The following is a 19152-nucleotide window of genomic DNA, read 5'->3' on the forward strand; positions in this document are numbered from 1 at the left end:
CCCCCGGACACGAAGGTCAATTCAGGCAGTGAAAGGACAAGTCATGGCAGAAACCGAGGCAGTGGCCGCCAGGGTCGCCCTGGCGGACGTGGCGCCGAGCCGCCGACAGGGGGGAAGCACAAGGGCGTTGCTGACGCCCGGGTCGGTCGGCGCCGTCTCCGGTTTCATGGGACACCTCGAACTGGCCCCCGGAGAAGTCGTCACGGAGCACTACCATCCGTTCTCCGACAAGTTCCTCTACGTGATCGAGGGTTCCGCCGTCGTCCGGGTCAACGGCGAAGCGGTACCGCTGCGATCGGACGAGTCGCTGCTCATCACCCGCGGGCAGCGCAATCGCATCGAGAACCGCGGGACCGTCGCCGTGCGGGCCGTCTTCCACATCGCCCCCCTCGCGCCCCGGCCCGAACTCGGCCATGTCGACACCGAGCCCGTGCCCGATCCCGAGTGCATGCCACCGAGCGTGGGCGGCTGAGATGGACGGTCACGCGGAGAAGCAAGCGGTGATCACGGGCATCGGCGTACGGGCCCCGGGCGGGGTGGGGACGGACGCGTTCTGGCAACTGCTGGTCTCCGGGCGCACCGCGACGAGGACGATGACCCTGATCGACCCCGCCCCGTTCCGGTCCCAGGTCGCCGCGGAGGTCGACTTCGACCCGTCGGCCGAAGGGCTGACACCCACGCAGGCGGCGACGTACGACAGGGCGACGCAGTTGGTGATCGCCGCGACCCGTGAGGCGGTGCGGAGCAGCGGACTCGACCTGTCCCGGCAGGACCCCGCGCGGATCGGCGTCAGCGTCGGCACCGCCGTCGGCTGCACCACCAGCCTCGACCAGAACTACCAGCGGGTCAGCGACAACGGCTCCCACTGGCTGGTCGACCACAAGGCCGCGGCGGAGCACATCTTCGACTACTTCGTCCCGTCCTCCATCGGCCGTGACGTCGCCTGGGAGACCGGGGCGGAGGGCCCGGTCACCGTGATCTCCACGGGCTGCACCTCGGGCCTCGACGCCGTGGGGTACGGGGCCGACCTGGTCCGCACCGGGCGGGCTGACGTGGTCGTCTGCGGCGCGACCGACGCTCCCATCTCCCCCATCACCGTGGCCTGTTTCGACGCGATCAAGGCGACCTCGACGAACAACGACGACCCGGCGCACGCCTCCCGGCCCTTCGACCGCAACCGCGACGGCTTCGTGCTGGGCGAAGGCGCCGCGGTGTTCGTCATGGAGGAGCTGGCGGCGGCGTACCGCCGCCGGGCCCACGTGTACGCCGAGGTCCGCGGCTTCGCGACGCGGTCTAACGCCTACCACATGACGGGCCTGACGCGGGACGGCCGCGAGATGGCCGAGGCCATCCGGGCCGCCATGCGGCAGGCGCGCCGCACCGGGGAGGACATCGGCTACATCAACGCCCACGGCTCCGGAACCCGGCAGAACGACCGGCACGAGACGGCCGCGTTCAAGCGGAGCCTGGGCCGGCGCGCCTATGAGGTGCCGGTCAGCTCCATCAAGTCGATGATCGGGCACTCGCTCGGCGCGATCGGCTCGCTGGAGCTGGCCGCCTGCGCGCTGGCCATCGAGTACGGCGTGATCCCGCCCACCGCGAACTACGACGAGCCCGACCCCGAGTGCGACCTGGACTACGTGCCCAACGTGGCGCGGGAGCAGCGGGTGGACACCGTACTCAGCGTCGGCAGCGGCTTCGGCGGATTCCAGAGCGCGGCGGTGCTCGGCCGGCCCTCGGCGAAGGCGGCGGCGCGGTGACGGTGGCGGCCGGCGCCGGGAACGGCGCCGTCGTGACCGGTGTCGGGGTCGTCGCCCCCAACGGCGTCGGCACCGCCGAGTTCTGGGCGGCGACCCTCGCCGGCAAGAGCGGCATCGGCCTCATCCAGCGCTTCGACACGAGCGCCTACCCCGTGTGCGTAGGCGGCGAGGTACTCGACTTCGACGCCGACGCCCACCTGTCCCCGCGCCTGTTGCCGCAGACGGACCGCATGACGCGCTACGCCCTGGCCGCCGCCGACTGGGCGCTGGCGGACGCCGGACTGGCTCCGGCCGACCTCGGCGAGTACGACCTGGGCGTCCTGACCGCCGGCGCGTGCGGCGGTTTCGAGTTCGGCCAGCGGGAGTTGCAGAAACTCTGGGGCATCGGCCCGGAGCGGGTCAGCACCTACCAGTCGTTCGCCTGGTTCTACGCGGTCAACACCGGCCAGATCTCCATCCGGCACGGCCTGCGGGGCCACAGCTCGGTCTTCGTCTCCGAGCAGTCCGGTGCCCTCGACGCCGCGGCCCACACGGCGCACCTGCTGCGTACGGGCACGTTCCGGGCCGCGCTGACGGGCGGCTTCGACGCGCCGCTGTGCCCGTGGGGCCTGATCAACCTGCTCCCCGGCGGGCAGCTGAGCACGATCCCCGATCCCGAACGGGCCTACCTGCCCTTCGACCCCGACGCGGCGGGCTACGTGGCCGGCGAGGGCGGCGCCATCCTGGTGGCCGAACGGGAGGACACGGCGCTGCGCCGGAACGCCACCGGGATCTACGGGCGGATCGCCGGACACGCCGCGACCTTCGACCCCCACCCCGGCTCGGGCCGGCCCCCCGCACTGGCGGGCGCGATCAGAGGGGCCCTGCGCGAGGCGCGAACGAACGCGGCGGACATCGACGTGGTCTTCGCCGACGCCCTCGGCGTACCGGCCCGGGACAGGGCGGAGGCGGAGGCCCTGGTGCAGGTCTTCGGGCCGTCCGCCGTCCCCGTCACCGCGCCCAAAACGCTGACCGGACGGCTGTTCGCGGGCGGCGCGGCACTCGACGTGGCGACCGCCCTGCTGTCCATACGGGAATCGGTCATCCCGCCGACCGCCGGCACCTGTTCACTCGACCCCGGTCTCGGCATCGACCTGGTGCTCGACGGGCCCCGCGAGACGACGGTGCGCAACGCGCTGGTCGTGGCACGCGGCGCCGGCGGCTTCAACTCGGCAATGGTCCTCAGCCGCCACGGCTGACCGCGGCCCGTGCGGCGCGTACCGGACACGCCACGCACGCAATCCCACCACCACCGCGCACACCCGCGCACCGACCACGGAGGTCACCCGTGCCCGAGATCACCCTCTCGCAACTCGTCTCACTCATCAGAGAATGTGCAGGAGAGTCCGACGTGGCCGATCTGGACGGCGACATCGCCGACATGGCCTTCGAGGAACTCGGCTACGACTCGCTCGCGCTGCTGGAACTGTCCGCCCGGATCAAGCAGACCCTGGGCGTCGAGGTCCCGGAGAGCGCCATGACGACCCCCGGGGGCACGCTCCGGCTGGTCAACGCCATGGTCTCCGGAAGGCAGGGCTGACATGGGAGCGCGCACCGAGAACTCCGTCGTGATCGAGGCCCCCGTCGACCTCGTGTGGAACATGACCAACGACGTCGAGACCTGGCCCGACCTGTTCGCCGGCTACGCCGAGACGGAAATCATCCGGAGAACGGACGACGGCATCGACTTCCGGATCAAAACGCGCCCGGACGCGAACGGGAGGGTGTGGGAATGGGTTTCCCGCCGCTCCCCCGACCGGGACTCCCTCACGGTAAGGGCGTACCGGATCGAAACGGGCCCCTTCGTCTACATGAAGCTGCACTGGACCTATCGCGAGACCGGCGCCGGCACCGAAATGCGCTGGGTACAGGAGTTCGACATGCGGGCCGGCGCCCCCTACGACAACGAGCAGATGGCCGACCACCTCAACGAGACGTCACAGGCCAACATGGCGCGGATCAAGGAGATCATCGAGAGCGAGCACAGGGCGAGGCGGGACAGCGTCCCCGACGACCGGTGAGCCGGGCACGCCGGGGTCGCGGGAATCTCAGCCGGCTGGAGCGCGTTACCTGCGGGACAGCTATCACTACGGGACGGGCCGAGGTCTGGCCCGGCGAGGGGACGGACCCGATGAGCCTTCGTCAGTTCGAGTACGCCCTTGCCGTTGCCGAGCAGGGCTCGGTGACGGCCGCGGCAGAGGTCCTGCGCGTCGCTCAGCCGTCGATGTCCCAGCAGATCCGCGGGCTCGAGCGGGATCTCGGCGTGGAGCTGTTCGACCGTACGCCGTTCGACCGGCTGTGCCGCCGGGGCGTGCTGGGCCTCGCCCTGATGGCGGCGTGTGAACAGAGCCCCGACGACGCCCATTACCTCGGCAGCGGCGTGGAAATCACGCCTGGGCTCACCGCGTTCACCCGGACACCGCGCGGCGCCAGCTCGATCGCGAGCGAAGGGACCATCGTCAGCAGGGCCCCTTGCTGCCTGCGCCGACGCTCGCGCCCGCGAGCCCACGAATGGCCGCGATGCCGACGGTGAAGACCACCGACGCGCGGTCCGCCAGCAGGGGCAGCGCCTTCTGGAGCATGAAGAACTGCCCCTTGGCGTTGGTGGCGAACACCTCGTCGTAGGTCGCCTCGTCGACTTCCCCCAGCGGCATGGCCTTCATGATCGGATCGTCGCCGGATTCCGGCCGGTCACCATGACGTGTGCGCCGCGCTTGTGCAGCAGTCGGGCGGTGGCGAGGCCGATGCCGCTCGTGCCTCCGGTGATGAGTACGGCTTCCTGGCTCACAGTGGGCTCCTTGTCGGATCAGAGCTGGGTGGCGCCGCCGTCCACACGAACTCGGCGACGGTGGAACAGGTGGCGTCGAAAGCGAGGAACGGGACCGTTGTCTCTCGATCCTCTCCCTCGGAATCGGCCTCACCCCTTGGGGAATTCGCCGCCGTCCACAATGAGATCGCTCCCGGTCACCCAGCTCGACTGCTCGCCGGCGAGGAACAGGACCGCGTTGGCGACATCGTCGGGATGACCGTCCCGCCCCAGCGGCGGCCCTGCTCCCCACCGGGGCGAGGGCGCAGGAGACCACGGTCCGGATCGGCTGCACCCCCGGACAGGGTCGCCGCGCTGAACGACGCCATCGTGGCGGCCAACGACGATCCTGACACCCGGCGGGAGATCACCCTGCAGGGCGGCTGCACGTACGGCATCACCAAGCCGTTCGACCGCGTGAACGGCCTGACGGCGGTCACCGGCCGGGTCCGGATCAGCTCCCGGGGGCCGGCCGACGCCGTCATCGCACGCGGCGGGGCCGCGCGGACGACCAGCTTCCGGGTCCTGGAGGTGGAGGTCGGCGGTCATCTCGAACTCGACCAGATCACCGTCCGCGGCGGCGGCTCCGTCGGGAGCGGGGCGGGTGTCTTCAACAATTTCGGCACGCTCGTCCTCCACCACAGCACCGTCGCCTCGAACCACGCCGCGGAGTCCGGTGGCGGCCTGTTCACCAACGGAGAGAGCGCCACCACGACGCTGAACGACACCACACTGCGGGGCAATTCGGCCCGTTACGGCGGCGGAGGGCTCTTCAACAACGGGGGATCGGTGACCGTGAAGTCCAGCCGGATCACCGCCAACCGGGTCCCCGACGGGGTGGGCGGCGGTGTGCTCAGCAACGGCCGGATCAGCCGTCTCGCGCTGTACGACACCGTGGTCACCGGCAACCGGGCCGCCGAGACGGCCGGCGGCGTCTTCAATGCCGGCCGCGTCAAGGCCGCGTACACCCGCATCACCCGCAACCGCCCGAACGACTGCGCCGGCTCCCCCGTCCCGGTTCCGGGCTGCACCGGCTGAACCCGCCTCTTCTTAGCCGGTTTCAGGGTCGGGCCCCGGCGGCGGCCGGGGGGCGGGGCGCGGCCCGCGCGTGGGGCGCCGCGCCCGTCACGTGCCCGCGGGGTCCGCCGGGAGGAGCGCCGCCGCCGCCTCACGCGCGTACCGGGCCGGGGCGCGGCTGCGGGAGATGGCGGCGAACGTGAGGGAGCCGGCGTAGAGGACGAGGAAGCGGTTGGCGACGGCGTCCGGGTCGGGGACGCCGGTGGCGGCGACCAGGCCGCGGATGTACGCCCCGACGGCACGCTGGTGGTCGTGGACCGCGGCGGCGGCGCGGGCGCTCTCCGCGCCGATCTCGTTGAAGGCGTTCGTGAACGGGCAGCCGCGGAAGCCCGGCTCGCCGAACCACCAGTGCAGCCAGTCGAAGACCGCCAGCGCCCGCTCCCGCGGGCGGCCGGTGGCCTCCTTGACGACGTAGTCCGCCAGCCCCTTGCGCAGCCGGCGGTCCCGGCGCCGCAGGTACGCCTCGACCAGCTCGTCCTTGGACGCGTAGCAGCGGTAGAGCCGTTTGAGGGAGACGCCGGAGGCGTCGCGGATACGGTCCATGCCGACCGCGCGGATGCCGTGGGCGTAGAAGAGTTCGTCGGCCGCATCGAGCACGCGCTCCCGGGCGATCTCGTTGTCCGCGTCCATGTCTCCCGCTCCCGTTTTCGCCCGCCGCCACGCCGCTCACAAAGTACCGGCGCCGTTCCGATCCCGTCCCGGCGGCGTCCGATCGCTTGAGAACGACCGTTCTCCACACTACCCTCCCCGGAGAACGGTCGTTCCCCGGCCGTTCACACCGTCGCTGCCGACGGGCCCGGAACAGGGGACCGGGTCCGCCGCCACCGACGGCAGGGCCCGGGACGGGACGGTCCGGGTATCGGGGGGACGTGCCCGTCAGCCGGGTCACGACACGGGGGAGGGCTTTTGCTGCGCGTACACTTCACCGCCGCCGACCTGGCGCGCACTCGGATCGCCGACGGACCGGACCCGCTCTGGGAGACCGTGCTCAGCGTGCACCAGCTCACCGAGCGGGGCCCTGACCCGGCGTTACGCGCCTGGCGTACGCGGAACTGCACGACCGGCCGGTCCGCGCTGCGGGTGCTGCGGCCGGTGATGCCGTCGCGAGGCTACTTCCCCGACTTCCTCACCCCGGCCGCCTCCGCGGGCGGCGGTCTGGAGTCCGGCATCGACGCCGTACTGTCCACGCCCCGGCCGCGGCTGCGCGCCGAGCTGACCCGGCTCGTGGAGCGGGCCACGCCGCCGGCGTGGATGCGGCCGCTTGCCGACGGCGACCCGGAGAGCCTGCGGCGGCTGGGGCGGGCGCTGCGCGCGTACCACTCGTCCGTGCTGCGGCCGGCGTGGCCGTGGATCAGCGAGCGTACGGAGCAGGACCGGCTGTGGCGTGCGCAGACGCAGAGCGTCGCGGGTACGGACGCGATGCTGCACACCTTCGGCCCGGGGCTGCGGTGGCGGCCACCGGTGCTCACCGCGGACTACCCGGCCGACCGCGACCTCCACCTCGACGGGCGCGGGCTCCTGCTCGTGCCGTCGTACTTCTGCCGGCGGCTGCCGGTCGCGCTGGCGGACGGCTCGCTGCCGCCGATCCTCGTCTACCCGGCCCGGGCGCCGGCGCGGGTGCCCGTCGGGGCGGGCGGTGTGGGGGGCATGAGCAGTACGGGCGGTGCGGGCGGTGACGTCAGGGCCGAGGGCCTCGCGCAGCTCCTCGGGCACACCCGGGCCGCCGTCCTGCAGAGCCTCGGCGGCCTCTGCACCACCTCCGAACTCGCCCGCCGGGCGGGGGTGTCAGCCTCCTCGGCCAGCGAGCACGCCGCCGTGCTCCGCCGCGCCGGGCTGATCACCACCACCCGCCTCCGCAACCGCGTCCACCACTCCCTCACGCCCCTCGGCACCGCCCTCCTCACGGGCAGGACGGCGGCAGTCACCGTCTGAGCCGACCCGCACGGCGGTCTTTCGGGTACGTCCGAAAGTCCTGTGCCCCCGTCCCGCCGGTGCCGCATGGCGCCCCGGCAGTCCCCGGGTGAGCGGGGCCGGGGGCGGCGGCGCCCCCCCGGCCCGCTCAGGCCCGTTCCGGGTTTGCCGTAGAGCGTCCTCCAAGTCGTAGCGTCCGCGACATGACTCACACGACCACTCCGCAGCAGCACACCGGCTCCGGCTTCGGCGCCCGGAGCACCACCGCCGACGTCCTGCGCGGCGTCGACCTCAGCGGCCGGCTCGCCGTCGTCACCGGCGGCTACGTCGGCCTGGGGCTGGAGACGACCCGCGCGTTCGTACGGGCCGGGGCCCGCGTCGTCGTACCGGCCCGGCGGCGCGACGTCGCCGAGAAGGCGCTGGCCGGGCTCGACGCCGCCGATCACCCCGGCGGGCCAGGTGGCGCCGGCGGCCCCGGCGGTGCCGAGGTCGACGAGCTGGACCTCGCCGACCTGGACAGCGTCCGCCGCTTCGCCGACCGGTTCCTCGCCACCGACCGCTCCCTCGACCTCCTCGTCACCAACGCCGGCATCATGGCCAGCCCGGAGACCCGCGTCGGACCCGCGGGCTGGGAGGGGCAGTTCGCCGTCAACCACCTCGGCCATCACGCCCTCGCGAACCGCCTCAGCCCCGCCCTCGTACGCGACGGCGGCGCCCGCGTCGTCGCCCTGTCCTCCCGCGGCCACCACCTCTCCCCCATCCGCTGGGACGACCCGCACTTCCGCGCCGAGCCCTACGACAAGTGGGCGGCGTACGGCCAGTCGAAGACCGCGAACGCGCTCTTCGCCGTCCACCTCGACGCCCTCGGCCGGGACTCCGGCGTACGGGCCTTCAGCGTCCACCCCGGGATGATCCTCACCGACCTCGTCCGCCACGTCCCCCACGAGGAGCAGGTCGAGCAGGGCTGGTTCGACGAGGACGGCAACCTCATCGACGCCTTCAAGACCGCAGAGCAGGGCGCGGCCACGCAGGTGTGGGCGGCGACCTCGCCCCGGCTGGCCGGCCTGGGCGGCGTGTACTGCGAGGACTGCGACGTCGCCGAGCCCGCCGCCCCCGGCGGCGAGCGGGAGCTGCGGCCGGGCGTACGGGACCACGCCACCGACCCGGACCAGGCCGCCCGGCTGTGGGCGCTGTCGGCGGAGCTGACCGGCGTCGACGCCTTCGGCACCGCGCCCGGCCGGGCCTGACCCGCGGCGCGACGTTCGGCACGCCGACGGGTCCGCGGTGCGGAGGCGGGCCCGGCGGCGTGCGCGTAACGGGGCGCGGAGACGGAGCGGCGCGCGCGGGCGGCCGGCGCTAGGGTGAGGCCCGTGACCTCCCCACCGGACGACGCTTCGACCCTGGTCGGCGACGACGAACGCGACCGTGGCGCACGGCGCTTGCGGGAGGCGTACGCCGAAGGGCGCCTGACCCGCGACGACATGGACGCGCGGCTCGACCAGGTGCTCACCGCCACGACCCGGGGCGAACTGAGCGCGGCGCTGGCCTCGTTGCCGGCGGAGGACACGGGCGGCACGGCCACGATCGGGGCCGCCACCGGGCGGATCCGAAGGAGCGGGGCGTGGCGGGTGCCGCGGACGCTGCGGGTGGAGTCGGCGCTCGGGCGGGTGCGGCTGGACCTGTCGCGGGCGGTCATCGAACACCCGGTGGTCGACATCGTGTTGAACGTCGGCACCGGACGGGCCTCGATCACGGTGCCCCACGACGCGGTCGTCGACATCGACGGCGTGCAGAACGGCATGAAGGACTCCGTCTACAAGCCCCCGCGCCGGCCCGTCTCCGGCGGACCGACGATCCGGATCTCAGGCGTCATGGGCTTCGGCCGACTGACGGTACGCCACGCGCGCCGCTGACGGCTGCGGACCCGGCGTGGCGCCGGGCGTCAGGCGTCGATGTCCACGTGGACGAAGAGGTCGCCCCGACCGCCGCCTTTGAGGCGGGGCATGCCGAGCTTGCGCAGCCGGAGGGACTGGCCGTCGCGGATACCGGCGGGGATGTGAACAGTCTTGTCGCCGTCGACCAGGGTCGGCACGCGGACGGTGGTGCCCCGTTTCGCCGCCGCCCGGGACAGCCCGACGCGGGTGACGAGGTCATCGCCTTCGCGGGTGAAGTCGGGGTGCGGCCGTTGGGTGACGCTGATGTACAGGTCCGCCGGCGGGCCTCCCCTCGGGCCGACTTCGCCCTCGCCGGCCACCCGGATGCGGGCACCGTCCTTGATGCCCGCCGGGATCTTGACCTTGAGCGTACGGCGGGTGCGTACTCGGCCGTCGCCGCCGCACTCCAGGCAGGGAGAGGGAAGAAACGAGCCGGTCCCCTCGCAGTGCCGGCAGGCCTGGCCGAGGAGGTGGCGCCCAGAGGGCCACGTCTTGCCCGTGCCGACGCAGTGCGCGCACGGGTGCATCGAGGTCCCCTCCGCCACGAGCCCTCCCGAACAGGTCGGGCAGAGGATTGCGTTGTCCACGACGAACTCCTCGACGGTGCTCCGGGCCATGTCGGCCAGGTCCATGTCGAGCCAGAGGTCGGAGCCCCCGCGGGTGCGCCCGAGCGACTGTGCTACACCGCCCTCGCCGAAGAAGGCGTCCATGATCTCGCGGTAGTTCGCGTCGTGGTCCACCACCGGTGCGGGGTCGTCGTCCTCGGGCCGCGGCGGCGGCACGTGGGCGATGACGACCTGGTACTCCACATCCGCCCACATCCGGGGCCGCTGCCGTACGCCGGCGCGGTGCAGCGACTCGTAGACGTAGTCGTACAGCTCCGTGACCGTGATCCGGCCGTCGCCGTCGAGGTCCGCCGCGCCCGTGGCCAGCCCTTCGATGAGGGCGCCGGTGAAGCGGGAGGGCTGCGGGGCCGTGGCCTCCAGGCGTTCGCCCTCCCAGGCGTACTCGGTGCGGCTGGTCGCGGTGAGCACCACCCGGCCGGAGCCGGCGAGTTCGTCCCGTAGATGCACCTGGTCGTCGCCCTTCGCGCCGGTCAGGAACGCACCGCTGTAGCAGCAGTCGAGCAGCACGACGATCGTGCGCGCCCGGCAGCGCTCCAGCCGGCTGCGCAGGAACGCGGCGGGCACGGCGGTCGAGGCGGGCAGGTCGCGGTCGGTGTCGCGGGCGGCGAAGTGGAGGTGGCCGTCGTCGTCCTTGATGCCGTGGCAGGAGAGGTGGAGCAGGAGGAGGTCGTTGCGGCTGCGGTCGCGGAAGAACCGCTCGATGGCGCGCATCACCTCGTGCGCCGGGGCGTCCTTCAGCTGCTCGGCCTGGAAGCCGCCGATGCTCGGGTCGGCCAGGGCGCGGGCGAGGCCGGCGCAGTCCTGGCCGGGCGAGCGGAGGGGGCGGAAGGCGTCGTCGTCGTACGTGTCGGTGGCGATGAGCAGCGCGTCGCGGCGGCCGTTGCCGGGGCCGGGGGTGGGTACTGCCATGGCTAGTCCCGGTCGGCGGGTTCCCGGGCGGACTGCCGGGCGGGGGGATCGGTATGGAGGAACGCCTCGATGAGGAGCTGTTTCTCGGCGTCGGAGGCGTCGCCGAGTTCGAGGCTGCGGCCGTCGAACTCCAGCCGTACGGACCGGACGGGCCGGTTCTGCAGCCACGCCTCCACCACACGTACGACGGAACGCAGCACCACCGGCGCCAGGGTCACGGCCAACACCCCGACGGCAACGACCTCCCCGGGCTTGGCCCCGTCCGGCGCGCCCCCGACTGCCCGCCCAGCGCGTACCTCGTCGACCTCCAGCTCCAGCAACGTCTGCCGCAACTGCCCGGTGAGGGAGTCCAGTTCCTCGTCGTCGACGTCCGCGCCCCCGGCCACGGTCAGCCGCAATGCGCCCGCGCTCTCCCCGCCCCTGTCTGTCATACGCACGAGTTTATTCAGCTTGCGTGCACGTACTGACCGTCCTCGTCGGGCGGGAGTTCGGGGTCGGTGAAGAGGCGGAGAAATTTTGTCGGCTTCCTCCTTCCTACCCGTCGCTCTCTGCGCGCCCGGCCTGTTCGGCGGCCTCCGCCACGATGCCCTCGACGAGGTTCGCCAGCAGTTCGTCCGCGTCCTCGGCGCCACGGCCCGCCACGGCGAGCTGTACCGCGCTCTCGAGGTCGGCCTCGGCCAGGGTGACCAACGCGTCATCAAAGACGATTACGGTCCTGTCGCCGTACTCCTTGCGGATGGCGTGGACCGCCTCGGCCGCGATGGTCGCGGCGGTCTCGGGGGCGATGTCGACCAGCGTGCTGGCCATCCGCTGCAGATCGTATTGACGGTACTCGGCCTGCAGGGCCGAGGCTTCCAGGGCCACCCGGGCCGCCCAGTCCGGATCGAGCTCCGCGCCAACGAAGACGAGGCCTTCCAGCGCCGACATCCGGAAGTCCTCGGGGAGGTCGCGGGCGATCTGTACGCACTCCTCCAGCAGCTCCAGCGCCTGCGCGGGCCGCGCGCGCACCAGCCCGGAGGACAGCAGGACCAGCCCCGACACGTAGTCGGCCTTCGGGAACTCCAGGAGCGCCTGCCGTCTGCGCTCCGGGTCCGCCGAGCCCCGGGCCGCGGCGATCCATGTCCTGGCCGCGAGGCTGTGCTCCTCGTCCTGGACTTTGGCCGCCAGCCGTTCGGCCTCCTGGAACAGCTGCTCCGCCCGCCGGGGGTGCTCGGGGGCGAGGCTCTGGGCGATGGCCGCGAGGGCCAGGGTCCGCCAGTCCTCGGGGATGCGCCTTGCGACGGCCAGGGCCCGCTCCGGATCCGTGTCGCGCAGCTCGGCAGCCAACGCGAACTGGGCGTCCGCCCGCTCCTCCTCGTCGACCATGGTGCGGGCGAGCCGTTCGGCGGCGTCCAGGTCCGTCTCCAGTACGCGCCGGAAGACCTCCGACAGCGCCGTCGTCCGCTCGCCCTCGTCGGAAAGACTCCGGGCGACGCGCTCGGCCGCCTGCGGATCCAGCGGCGCCAGCGTGCTCACCAGGTCCCGCAGCGCCCACTTCCGCTGGTCCGGTGTGGGAAGGCCGCGGGCGACACGCTCGGCGCGCTGGGGATCCCGGGCCGCCATCCCCTTCACGACCTGCCTGAGGATGATCTCGGACTCCCACCGGTGGGTCTCCGCGGGCATTTCCTGGGCGATCCGTTCGGCACGGTGCGGGTCCGTCGCCGCCATCCGCTCGGCGACCTCCGCCAGCGCTTCGACCTGCGCCGGGGCGCCGCCGAGTCCCCTGGCGACGGCCTCCGCCTGCGCGGGGTCGGCGGGAGCCAGGGCGAGGGCCGCCGCGCGCAGCGCCGCCGCGCGCGCCGGCTTCGTACGAAAGCCCCTCACCGCGTGTGCCAGGTCCAGCGCTTGCTTCGCGGCCCTCTTCGAGCGCTGCGCGTCCACCGGTGCCAGTGCGGCGGCCACCTCGGCGAGCGCCTGCGTCCGCGCCACCACATCCGGCGCGCTCGCAGCGGCGCGATGCGCCTCCACGACGAGGAACGCCCCGTGCTGGGTGTCGCCGGGGAGTACCGCGGCCGCCACCTGGGCCAGTGCCCGGGCGCGGGCCTGGGCGCCGGTGATCCTGGCGGCCACCAGCTCCGCGCCGGCCAGCAGCCGGCGGTGCCGGCGCCCTGCCCGGTGCCGCTCCCGCTCCCGGCGTTCCCGCTCCCACTCCCGCGCGGTGGGCCCCGGCTCGTATCCGCCCTGCGCGGGGGTCGGAGTCGGCCCCGGCCCGCTCCCGCCGACGTCCCGCGCGTCATGGTTCCGCTCGTCGACCATCGTCGCCACGCCGGGCGGCAGCCACGACCGCGCCGCGTCATCCCCCGCGGGCATCGTGTCGAGGATCTGGGCCGGCGTCGGCCGCACGCCCGGGTCCTTGGCCAGGCACTGCGCGACCAGCCCGGCAAGGCCGGCCGGCAGCCCGGTGAGGTCCGGCTCCTCGTGCACCGCCCGGTAGTTCACCGCGTGCGGCGCACCCGTGCCGAACGGTGCACGGCCCGTGGCCGCGTACGCCAGGACCGCGCCCAGCGCGAAGACGTCCGCCGCCGGCGCCGCCTCGTCGCCCACCACGTACTCCGGCGCCATGAATCCGGGCGTCCCGATCGCCAGTCCCGTCCCCGTCAGCCGCGTCTCCTGCGCCGCCTGCGCGATGCCGAAGTCGATCAGCCGGGGTCCGTCCGCCGCGAGCAGCACGTTGCCCGGCTTGAGGTCGCGGTGCACCATCTCCCGCTCGTGCACCGCCACGAGCCCCTCCGCGAGGCCGGACGCCAGCAGCGCGAGCGCGCCCTCCGGCAGCGGCCCGTGCCGGCGCACCGCTGCCTCCAGGGACGGCCCGGGGACGTACGCCGAAGCCAGCCAGGGCGGATCGGCGCCGGTGTCCGCGTCCACGACGTGCGCGGTGTAGAACCCGCCGACCTGCCGGGCGGCCTCCACCTCGCGCGCGAACCGCCGGCGGAACTCCGGATCGGCCGCGTACTCCGCCCGGACCACCTTCACCGCCACCGGCCGCCCGCCGCGCGAGTGCCCGAGGTACACCTGCCCCATGCCACCGCCGCCGAGCCGCTTCAGCAGCCGGTACGGACCGACCTCCCGCGGATCCTCGGCCCGCAAATCCTCCACGCCACACCCCTGTTAACGGCTCTCCGCGGCAACGCTCTCCCCGACCGGGACGCCACGTCAACACCACCGGTTCCACGGGGACGGACTCCTCGCCGAGGCCGGCCGGACCGTCTGACCCGCACCCAGAAATTTGAACGGAGTAACAACTAGAACTATCGTTCAAGAAGGCCACAGCACCGAGGGAGCCCCATATGACCCGCACGACCCCTGTGACCCCCGCGACCCCTGAGACCACGTCCGCCGTCCACCGCGCCGGCCCCCGGCAGTGGGCGGGCCTCGCCGTCCTCGCCGTGCCCACCGTGCTGCTCGGCCTGGACGTCACCGTCCTCTACCTCGCGCTCCCCGCGCTCGCCGCCGAGTTGCACCCCGGCGGCACCCAATCCCTGTGGATCATGGACGCGTACGGCTTCCTCATCGCCGGATTCCTCGTCACCATGGGCACGTTGGGCGACTGGCTCGGCCGCCGCCGGCTGCTGCTCATCGGCGCCGCCGCCTTCGGCGCCGCCTCCGTGGCCGCCGCGTACGCGCCCAGCGCCGAGGCGCTGATCGCCGCGCGGGCCGCGCTCGGGGTCGCCGGGGCGACGCTCATGCCGTCGACGCTGGCGCTGATCAGCAACATGTTCGCCGACGCCCGCCAGCGGGCGCTCGCCATCGGCATCTGGGCGACCATGTTCGCGCTGGGCATGGCCGCCGGGCCGCTCGTCGGCGGGGCGCTGCTGGAGCGCTTCTGGTGGGGCTCGGCGTTCCTGGTCGCGGTGCCGATGGTCGCGGTGGTGCTGGTCGCGGGTCCCCTGCTGCTGCCCGAGTACCGGGCGCGCCCGGACGGGCCGTTAGACGTCGCGAGCGTCGCGCTGTCGCTCGGCGCGATCCTGCCGGTGGTCTACGCGGTCAAGCACGCCGCGGCGGAGGGCGTCGGCGGCCTCGGCGGGGCCACGGTGCCGGCGCTGGCGGCCGGCGCGGCCTGCGGCTTCTGGTTCGTACGACGGCAGCGCACGCTCGCCGCGCCGCTGCTGGACCTGCGGCTGTTCGCCGAGCGGACGTTCGGGGTGGCGCTGGGGCTGCTGCTGGTCGGGCTGGTCGGTGTCGGCGGAGTGATGTACCTGGTCACGCAGCACCTGCAGTTGGTGGCGGGCATGACGCCGCCGGCCGCGGGGGTGTGGATGGGCCCGCCGGCGCTGATGATGTTCGTCGCGGCGATCGGCGCGCCGCTGCTCGCCCGCAGGTTCCGGCCGGGGTACGTCGTCGGGGCGACGCTGGGCGTGTCCACGATCGGGTACGGGCTGCTCGCCACCGTCGACCGCACCGACGGCCCCGGCCCGGTCGTCACCGGCTTCGCGCTCGTCTACCTCGGGCTCGGCGCCCTCGCCGCGCTGGGCACGGATCTCGTCGTCGGCTCGGCGCCGCCGGCGCGGGCGGGGTCGGCGTCGGCGCTGTCGGAGACGGTGCAGGAGCTGGGGCTGGCGGTGGGGGTCGCGGTGCTGGGGAGCGTGACGACGGTGGTGTACCGGGCGCGGATGGAGGGGTGGATTCCGGCCGGGCTGCCGGACGGTGCGCGGGAGGCGGCCGGCGACGGCCTGCCGGCCGCGGCCGGGGCGGCGGAGGAGCTGCCGGAGGGGGTGCTGCGGCGGTCGGAGGAGGCGTTCGTCACGGGGTTGAACGTGGCCACGGGGATCGCGGGCGTGGCGGTGGCGGTGCTTGCGGTGGTGGCGGCGGTCGCGCTGCGCGGGATCGGGCCCGTAGCGAAGGCGGAGCCGGTCGAGCCGGTCGAGCCGGCAGCGCCGGCAGAGCCCACGGAGCCGGCAGCGCCGGTCGAGCCGGCGGCGGGGGACGGCTGACGCGCGGGCGCCCCGCCCCTGGCTACCCTGGTCGCACCGACCCACCCCGACCGGAGGCCCGCACCGTGGAGCAGGGCGCGACGCGCCGCAAGGCCGAGCCCGTCACCGACGGCCGCCGCGCCCGCGGCCTCCGGCGCCGGGCGGAGATCATCGAGGCCACCCTCCGCGTCGTCCAGCGCGACGGCGCCGGCGGCGTCACGCACCGCACCGTGGCCCGCGAGGCGGACGTACCCACCAGCCTCACCGCGTACTACTTCGCGACCCTCGACGACCTGCTGGTCGCGGCGCTGTCCACGGTGGCCGACGAGTACACGCACCAGCTGCACGAGATCATCGAGAGCGACGGCGACGACCTCGACGGCCTCGCCGCCCTCGTCGCCTCCGCGGGCGGCGACGGCCGCAAACGCGCGCTCGCCGAGCGCGAGTTGTCCACGCTGGCGGCCCGCCGCCCCGCCCTCCGCCCGGTCGCGCGGCGGTGGCGGGACGCGGTGGCCAGGATCGGCGAGCGGCACACCTCCGACCCGCGGGCGGTCGACGCGCTCGTCGCGGTGACGGACGGCCTCTGCGCGGACATCCTGCTCACCGACGCCCGCCCGGACGCACGCCGGATCCGCGCGGTACTCGCCCGCAGCCTGCGGCCGGACGAGGACTAGTCGCCCCACACCCACCATTTTCCACCCGGCCAATCCGCCCGATCCGCCCGATACGGCCGCTACGCCCCCGAGGCCGCGCCCCAGCCGATGCCGTCCGCGCGCGGGCCCTTGTAGAGCAGGCCCTGGGAGCGCCAGTCCTCCGCGACCACCCCCGCGATCTGCTCCAGGTCCGTGTCCATCTCCTCGACGGCGGCCCCGTGGGCCTCCAGGTAGTTGTAGATCGCGCTCGCCTGCCCCGCGGTCCTGCGCCAGTCCGGGTGGCGCTCGAAGAGGGGGCCGTAGCCGCGGAACTTGGCGAGCTGCTCCATGACGTCGTCGTAGCGCCGCTCCCGCCAGTACGCGAGCGCCAGCGTCCAGCGGACGCCGAAGACGTCGTACTGGTCGATGACGACCCGGATCTCGCCCTCCCGGTACCCCTTCAGCACCTTCTCCAGCAGCACCGCGACGTCGGCCCAGCGCTCCGCCCCCACGCAGAGGTCCGCCAGCTCGCGCGCGTGCCGGGTGGTCAGCATGGCCAGGGGCCGCCCGGCCTCCAGGTGGACGAGGCTCTCCTCGAAGAGGCGGGTGCCCTCCTCCGTACGGCCCGCGGTGAGGTGGCACATGCCGACGAGCCGGCCGCAGCACCCCTTCTCGAACGGGTCGGTGCGCGTGCGGTATTCGTGCTCCGCGAGCGGCATGGCCTTGTCCTCGTCACCCAGCACCCAGTGGCAGCCCGCCAGCCGGTACGCGACGCGTGAGGCGAGCGGGTTGTCCTCCTCGCCGGCCAGCTCGCCGTGCAGCTCTTCGAGGAGCGGCAGGGCCTTGTCCATCTGGACCTTGTCCATGTGCCCCTCGGCCTTCTCGAACTGCCTCTGCAGCCGGCTCTGCCGGTCGCGGTGGAACAAGCGGGATATCAACGCCCCTCCTCTGTACGGTCGCAGAGAGCATCTCCTAAGGAGTACCGCCCTCGACAGAGGGGCGGAGGGGCCGAAGGGCCGGGGGGTCAGATCACGCCGTCGAGGTCCTGCAGCAACCGGGCCCGGGAGCGGGCGCCGACGACGGAGCGTACAGGCTCGCCGCCCTGGAAGACGAGCAGCGTCGGCACCGCGAGGACGCCGTGGGCGACGGTCGTCTGCGGGTTGTGGTCGACGTCGAGGCGTACGGCCTTCACCCGGTCGCCCAGTTCGGCGGCGAGCGCGCCGAGGACGGGCGTCAGCTGCTTGCACGACGGGCACCACGCGGCGGTGAACTGCACCAGCACCGGTACGCCGGCGCGCAGCACCTCCTCGGCGAACGTCTCGTCCGTGACGTACGGAACACCCTGTGCGGCCTGTGTCGTCGTCATGTCCGCTCTCCCCTTCAGCCGCCGCAGAGCGGCAGGTCTCCATCGGCTCCGCACGGCGACGGCGACGCCTCCGCGCGCGCCAGCTGTGCGGTCAGGTGGTCGCGCGCCGCCCGTAGCTCCGCCATCAGCCCGTCCAGTTCGGCGATCTTCCTGCGGTACGCCGCGCGCGAGTCGGGGCAGGAGTCGCCCGCCGGGTGGCCGGCGCGCAGGCACTCCACGAAGGGCCGGGTGTCCTCCAGTTCGAAGCCGAAGTCCTGCAGCGTGCGGATCTGCGCCACGAGCCGCAGGGCGTCGTCGCCGTACACGCGGTGGCCGTTGGCGCCGCGGTCGGCGGCGGGCAGCAGCCCGCGCGACTCGTAGTAGCGCAGGGTCCGCGTGCTGACCCCGGCTCTCGCGGCGAGTTCCCCGATGCGCATACCGTCGACGTTAGACGTTGACGCCGGCGTCAGGACAAGCGCGGGCCGCGCACCGCTGCGCCTCCCGCCGCTACGCCTCCGGCCGGCGGGCCAGGAGGTACGCGCGGGTCGTCTCGGGCTCCTCTGGGTAGTGGGTGCGCTCCAGCGTCGCCTCGACGTCGAACCCGGCCGTCCGGAGCAGATCGGCGACCGGCGCCGGCTCCAGGAAGCGGAAGTCCACGTCCACCGGGTGCCCCCACCAGTCGTCCAGGTGCCGGACCTCGGTGCCGGCGTGGAACGCGACCAGCAGCCGCCCGCCCGGCCGCAGCACGCGCCGCGCCTCGGCGAACGCGGGCGCCAGCTCGGCCGGTTCGAGGTGGATCACCGAGTACAGCGCGACCGCCGCCGCGAACTCGCCGTCCGCGGCCGGCAGCCGCAGCAGGTCGCCATCGCGGAACTCCGCCTCCGGGTGCTCCCGCCGGGCGAGGGCGATCATGCCCGGCGACAGGTCGACCCCGACCGCCCGCGCCCCGTGCGCCGCGAGCCACCCCGTGACGTGCCCCGGCCCGCAGCCCAGGTCCGCGACCGGCGCGCCGTCCCCGGCCTGCTCCAGGAGGGCCGCGAGCAGCGCCCGGTCCAGCGGCTTGTGCGTCAGCTCACCGCCGACGGTGTCGAGGTACGACTCCGCCACGGCGTCGTAGCTGTTCCGTACCGCGGCGCGCGCGTCGTTGCCCGTTCCGGTCATGGC

At 73.7% G+C, this 19152-nt stretch carries 20 protein-coding genes and 2 pseudogenes; 12 read left to right on the forward strand and 10 right to left on the reverse strand.

The window, feature by feature from the left end; translation table 11 throughout:
* Window positions 1–43 precede the first annotated feature (43 nt).
* The 6 genes and pseudogenes from T328_RS27370 to T328_RS27395 form a co-directional block, all read left to right on the forward strand.
* Window positions 44–472 (forward strand): cupin domain-containing protein, encoded by a 429-nt coding sequence (locus T328_RS27370; RefSeq protein WP_496498857.1) that lies wholly within the window; start codon window positions 44–46, stop codon window positions 470–472.
* Between the two features lie 28 nt (window positions 473–500).
* Window positions 501–1760, forward strand: a complete 1260-nt coding sequence (locus T328_RS27375) for a beta-ketoacyl-[acyl-carrier-protein] synthase family protein (RefSeq protein ID WP_496498858.1) — start codon at window positions 501–503, stop codon at window positions 1758–1760.
* Entirely contained in the window at window positions 1757–2998 is a 1242-nt protein-coding gene (locus T328_RS27380; RefSeq protein ID WP_496498859.1) for a ketosynthase chain-length factor, read from the forward strand. Before T328_RS27375 ends, T328_RS27380 begins: the two co-directional genes overlap by 4 nt.
* A gap of 152 nt (window positions 2999–3150) precedes the next feature.
* The gene (locus T328_RS27385) at window positions 3151–3339 is read left to right on the forward strand and encodes an acyl carrier protein (RefSeq protein WP_496498860.1); all 189 of its coding nucleotides are present in this window, start codon (window positions 3151–3153) and stop codon (window positions 3337–3339) included.
* Between the two features lies 1 nt (window position 3340).
* The gene (locus T328_RS27390) at window positions 3341–3820 is read left to right on the forward strand and encodes an SRPBCC family protein (RefSeq protein ID WP_496498861.1); all 480 of its coding nucleotides are present in this window, start codon (window positions 3341–3343) and stop codon (window positions 3818–3820) included.
* A 110-nt stretch (window positions 3821–3930) separates the two neighbouring features.
* Window positions 3931–4086 (forward strand): annotated as a pseudogene (locus T328_RS27395) (LysR family transcriptional regulator); the annotation flags it as partial.
* Between the two features lie 86 nt (window positions 4087–4172).
* Here the strand turns inward: T328_RS27395 and T328_RS27400 are convergent.
* Together T328_RS27400 and T328_RS27405 are read right to left on the reverse strand one after the other, a co-directional pair.
* Window positions 4173–4587: pseudogene (locus tag T328_RS27400) on the reverse strand (SDR family oxidoreductase); the annotation flags it as partial.
* Between the two features lie 129 nt (window positions 4588–4716).
* The gene (locus T328_RS27405) at window positions 4717–4983 is read right to left on the reverse strand and encodes an SDR family oxidoreductase (RefSeq protein WP_496498892.1); all 267 of its coding nucleotides are present in this window, start codon (window positions 4981–4983) and stop codon (window positions 4717–4719) included.
* Between T328_RS27405 and T328_RS27410 the strand changes: the two genes are divergently transcribed.
* Window positions 4936–5643, forward strand: coding sequence for a hypothetical protein (locus T328_RS27410; protein WP_496498894.1), 708 nt, complete (start codon window positions 4936–4938; stop codon window positions 5641–5643). The two genes, T328_RS27405 and T328_RS27410, sit on opposite strands and share 48 nt — an antisense overlap.
* 87 nt (window positions 5644–5730) lie before the next feature.
* Here the strand turns inward: T328_RS27410 and T328_RS27415 are convergent, their stop codons facing one another.
* A complete protein-coding gene (locus T328_RS27415) occupies window positions 5731–6312 on the reverse strand; it encodes a TetR/AcrR family transcriptional regulator (protein ID WP_496498862.1) in 582 nt (193 codons plus the stop codon).
* 276 nt (window positions 6313–6588) lie between these two features.
* Here T328_RS27415 and T328_RS27420 point away from each other — a divergent pair, with 276 nt between their 5' ends.
* The 3 genes from T328_RS27420 (at window position 6589) to T328_RS27430 (ending at window position 9506) form a co-directional block, all read left to right on the forward strand.
* A complete protein-coding gene (locus T328_RS27420) occupies window positions 6589–7614 on the forward strand; it encodes a helix-turn-helix domain-containing protein (protein WP_496498863.1) in 1026 nt (341 codons plus the stop codon).
* A 182-nt stretch (window positions 7615–7796) separates the two neighbouring features.
* Window positions 7797–8840: an SDR family NAD(P)-dependent oxidoreductase gene (locus T328_RS27425; RefSeq protein WP_496498864.1), complete on the forward strand. Its 1044-nt coding sequence runs from the start codon at window positions 7797–7799 to the stop codon at window positions 8838–8840.
* A 123-nt stretch (window positions 8841–8963) separates the two neighbouring features.
* The gene (locus T328_RS27430; RefSeq protein WP_496498865.1) at window positions 8964–9506 is read left to right on the forward strand and encodes a DUF1707 SHOCT-like domain-containing protein; all 543 of its coding nucleotides are present in this window, start codon (window positions 8964–8966) and stop codon (window positions 9504–9506) included.
* Window positions 9507–9535: 29 nt separating this feature from the next.
* Here the strand turns inward: T328_RS27430 and T328_RS27435 are convergent, their stop codons facing one another.
* From T328_RS27435 to T328_RS27445, 3 genes are all read right to left on the reverse strand, one after another.
* Window positions 9536–11062 carry a caspase, EACC1-associated type gene (locus tag T328_RS27435; RefSeq protein WP_496498866.1) on the reverse strand — a complete coding sequence of 509 codons (1527 nt, stop codon included), beginning with the start codon at window positions 11060–11062 and terminating at the stop codon, window positions 9536–9538.
* A 2-nt stretch (window positions 11063–11064) separates the two neighbouring features.
* On the reverse strand, window positions 11065–11493 hold the full coding sequence (locus tag T328_RS27440) for a hypothetical protein (protein WP_496498867.1): 429 nt from the start codon (window positions 11491–11493) through the stop codon (window positions 11065–11067).
* Window positions 11494–11596: 103 nt separating this feature from the next.
* Window positions 11597–14197 (reverse strand): serine/threonine-protein kinase, encoded by a 2601-nt coding sequence (locus tag T328_RS27445; protein ID WP_496498868.1) that lies wholly within the window; start codon window positions 14195–14197, stop codon window positions 11597–11599.
* Window positions 14198–14388: 191 nt separating this feature from the next.
* On the opposite strand from T328_RS27445, the gene T328_RS27450 reads away from it, so the two are divergent.
* Window positions 14389–16032: an MFS transporter gene (locus tag T328_RS27450; protein WP_496498869.1), complete on the forward strand. Its 1644-nt coding sequence runs from the start codon at window positions 14389–14391 to the stop codon at window positions 16030–16032.
* Between the two features lie 65 nt (window positions 16033–16097).
* On the forward strand, window positions 16098–16685 hold the full coding sequence (locus tag T328_RS27455) for a TetR/AcrR family transcriptional regulator (RefSeq protein WP_496498870.1): 588 nt from the start codon (window positions 16098–16100) through the stop codon (window positions 16683–16685).
* Window positions 16686–16744: 59 nt separating this feature from the next.
* Here the strand turns inward: T328_RS27455 and T328_RS27460 are convergent, their stop codons facing one another.
* The 4 genes from T328_RS27460 to T328_RS27475 form a co-directional block, all read right to left on the reverse strand.
* Window positions 16745–17581, reverse strand: a complete 837-nt coding sequence (locus T328_RS27460; RefSeq protein WP_496498871.1) for a hypothetical protein — start codon at window positions 17579–17581, stop codon at window positions 16745–16747.
* Between the two features lie 86 nt (window positions 17582–17667).
* Window positions 17668–18009, reverse strand: a complete 342-nt coding sequence (locus T328_RS27465) for a thioredoxin family protein (protein ID WP_496498872.1) — start codon at window positions 18007–18009, stop codon at window positions 17668–17670.
* Between the two features lie 14 nt (window positions 18010–18023).
* Window positions 18024–18425: a MerR family transcriptional regulator gene (locus T328_RS27470; protein WP_496498873.1), complete on the reverse strand. Its 402-nt coding sequence runs from the start codon at window positions 18423–18425 to the stop codon at window positions 18024–18026.
* A gap of 70 nt (window positions 18426–18495) precedes the next feature.
* Window positions 18496–19149: a class I SAM-dependent methyltransferase gene (locus T328_RS27475; protein WP_496498874.1), complete on the reverse strand. Its 654-nt coding sequence runs from the start codon at window positions 19147–19149 to the stop codon at window positions 18496–18498.
* Window positions 19150–19152 lie beyond the last annotated feature (3 nt).

It is taken from the genome of Streptomyces sp. CNX435, from assembly GCF_059570575.1.

What these genes read in the sequence shown, in the direction of transcription:
- T328_RS27370 (WP_496498857.1), top strand. Translation starts at nt 44, where the DNA reads ATGGCAGAAACCGAGGCAGTGGCCGCCAGGGTCGCCCTGGCGGACGTG.
- T328_RS27390 (WP_496498861.1), top strand. Translation starts at nt 3,341, where the DNA reads ATGGGAGCGCGCACCGAGAACTCCGTCGTGATCGAGGCCCCCGTCGAC.
- T328_RS27415 (WP_496498862.1), bottom strand. Translation starts at nt 6,312, where the DNA reads ATGGACGCGGACAACGAGATCGCCCGGGAGCGCGTGCTCGATGCGGCC.
- T328_RS27425 (WP_496498864.1), top strand. Translation starts at nt 7,797, where the DNA reads ATGACTCACACGACCACTCCGCAGCAGCACACCGGCTCCGGCTTCGGC.
- T328_RS27435 (WP_496498866.1), bottom strand. Translation starts at nt 11,062, where the DNA reads ATGGCAGTACCCACCCCCGGCCCCGGCAACGGCCGCCGCGACGCGCTG.
- T328_RS27440 (WP_496498867.1), bottom strand. Translation starts at nt 11,493, where the DNA reads ATGACAGACAGGGGCGGGGAGAGCGCGGGCGCATTGCGGCTGACCGTG.
- T328_RS27450 (WP_496498869.1), top strand. Translation starts at nt 14,389, where the DNA reads ATGACCCGCACGACCCCTGTGACCCCCGCGACCCCTGAGACCACGTCC.
- T328_RS27465 (WP_496498872.1), bottom strand. Translation starts at nt 18,009, where the DNA reads ATGACGACGACACAGGCCGCACAGGGTGTTCCGTACGTCACGGACGAG.
- T328_RS27470 (WP_496498873.1), bottom strand. Translation starts at nt 18,425, where the DNA reads ATGCGCATCGGGGAACTCGCCGCGAGAGCCGGGGTCAGCACGCGGACC.
- T328_RS27475 (WP_496498874.1), bottom strand. Translation starts at nt 19,149, where the DNA reads ATGACCGGAACGGGCAACGACGCGCGCGCCGCGGTACGGAACAGCTAC.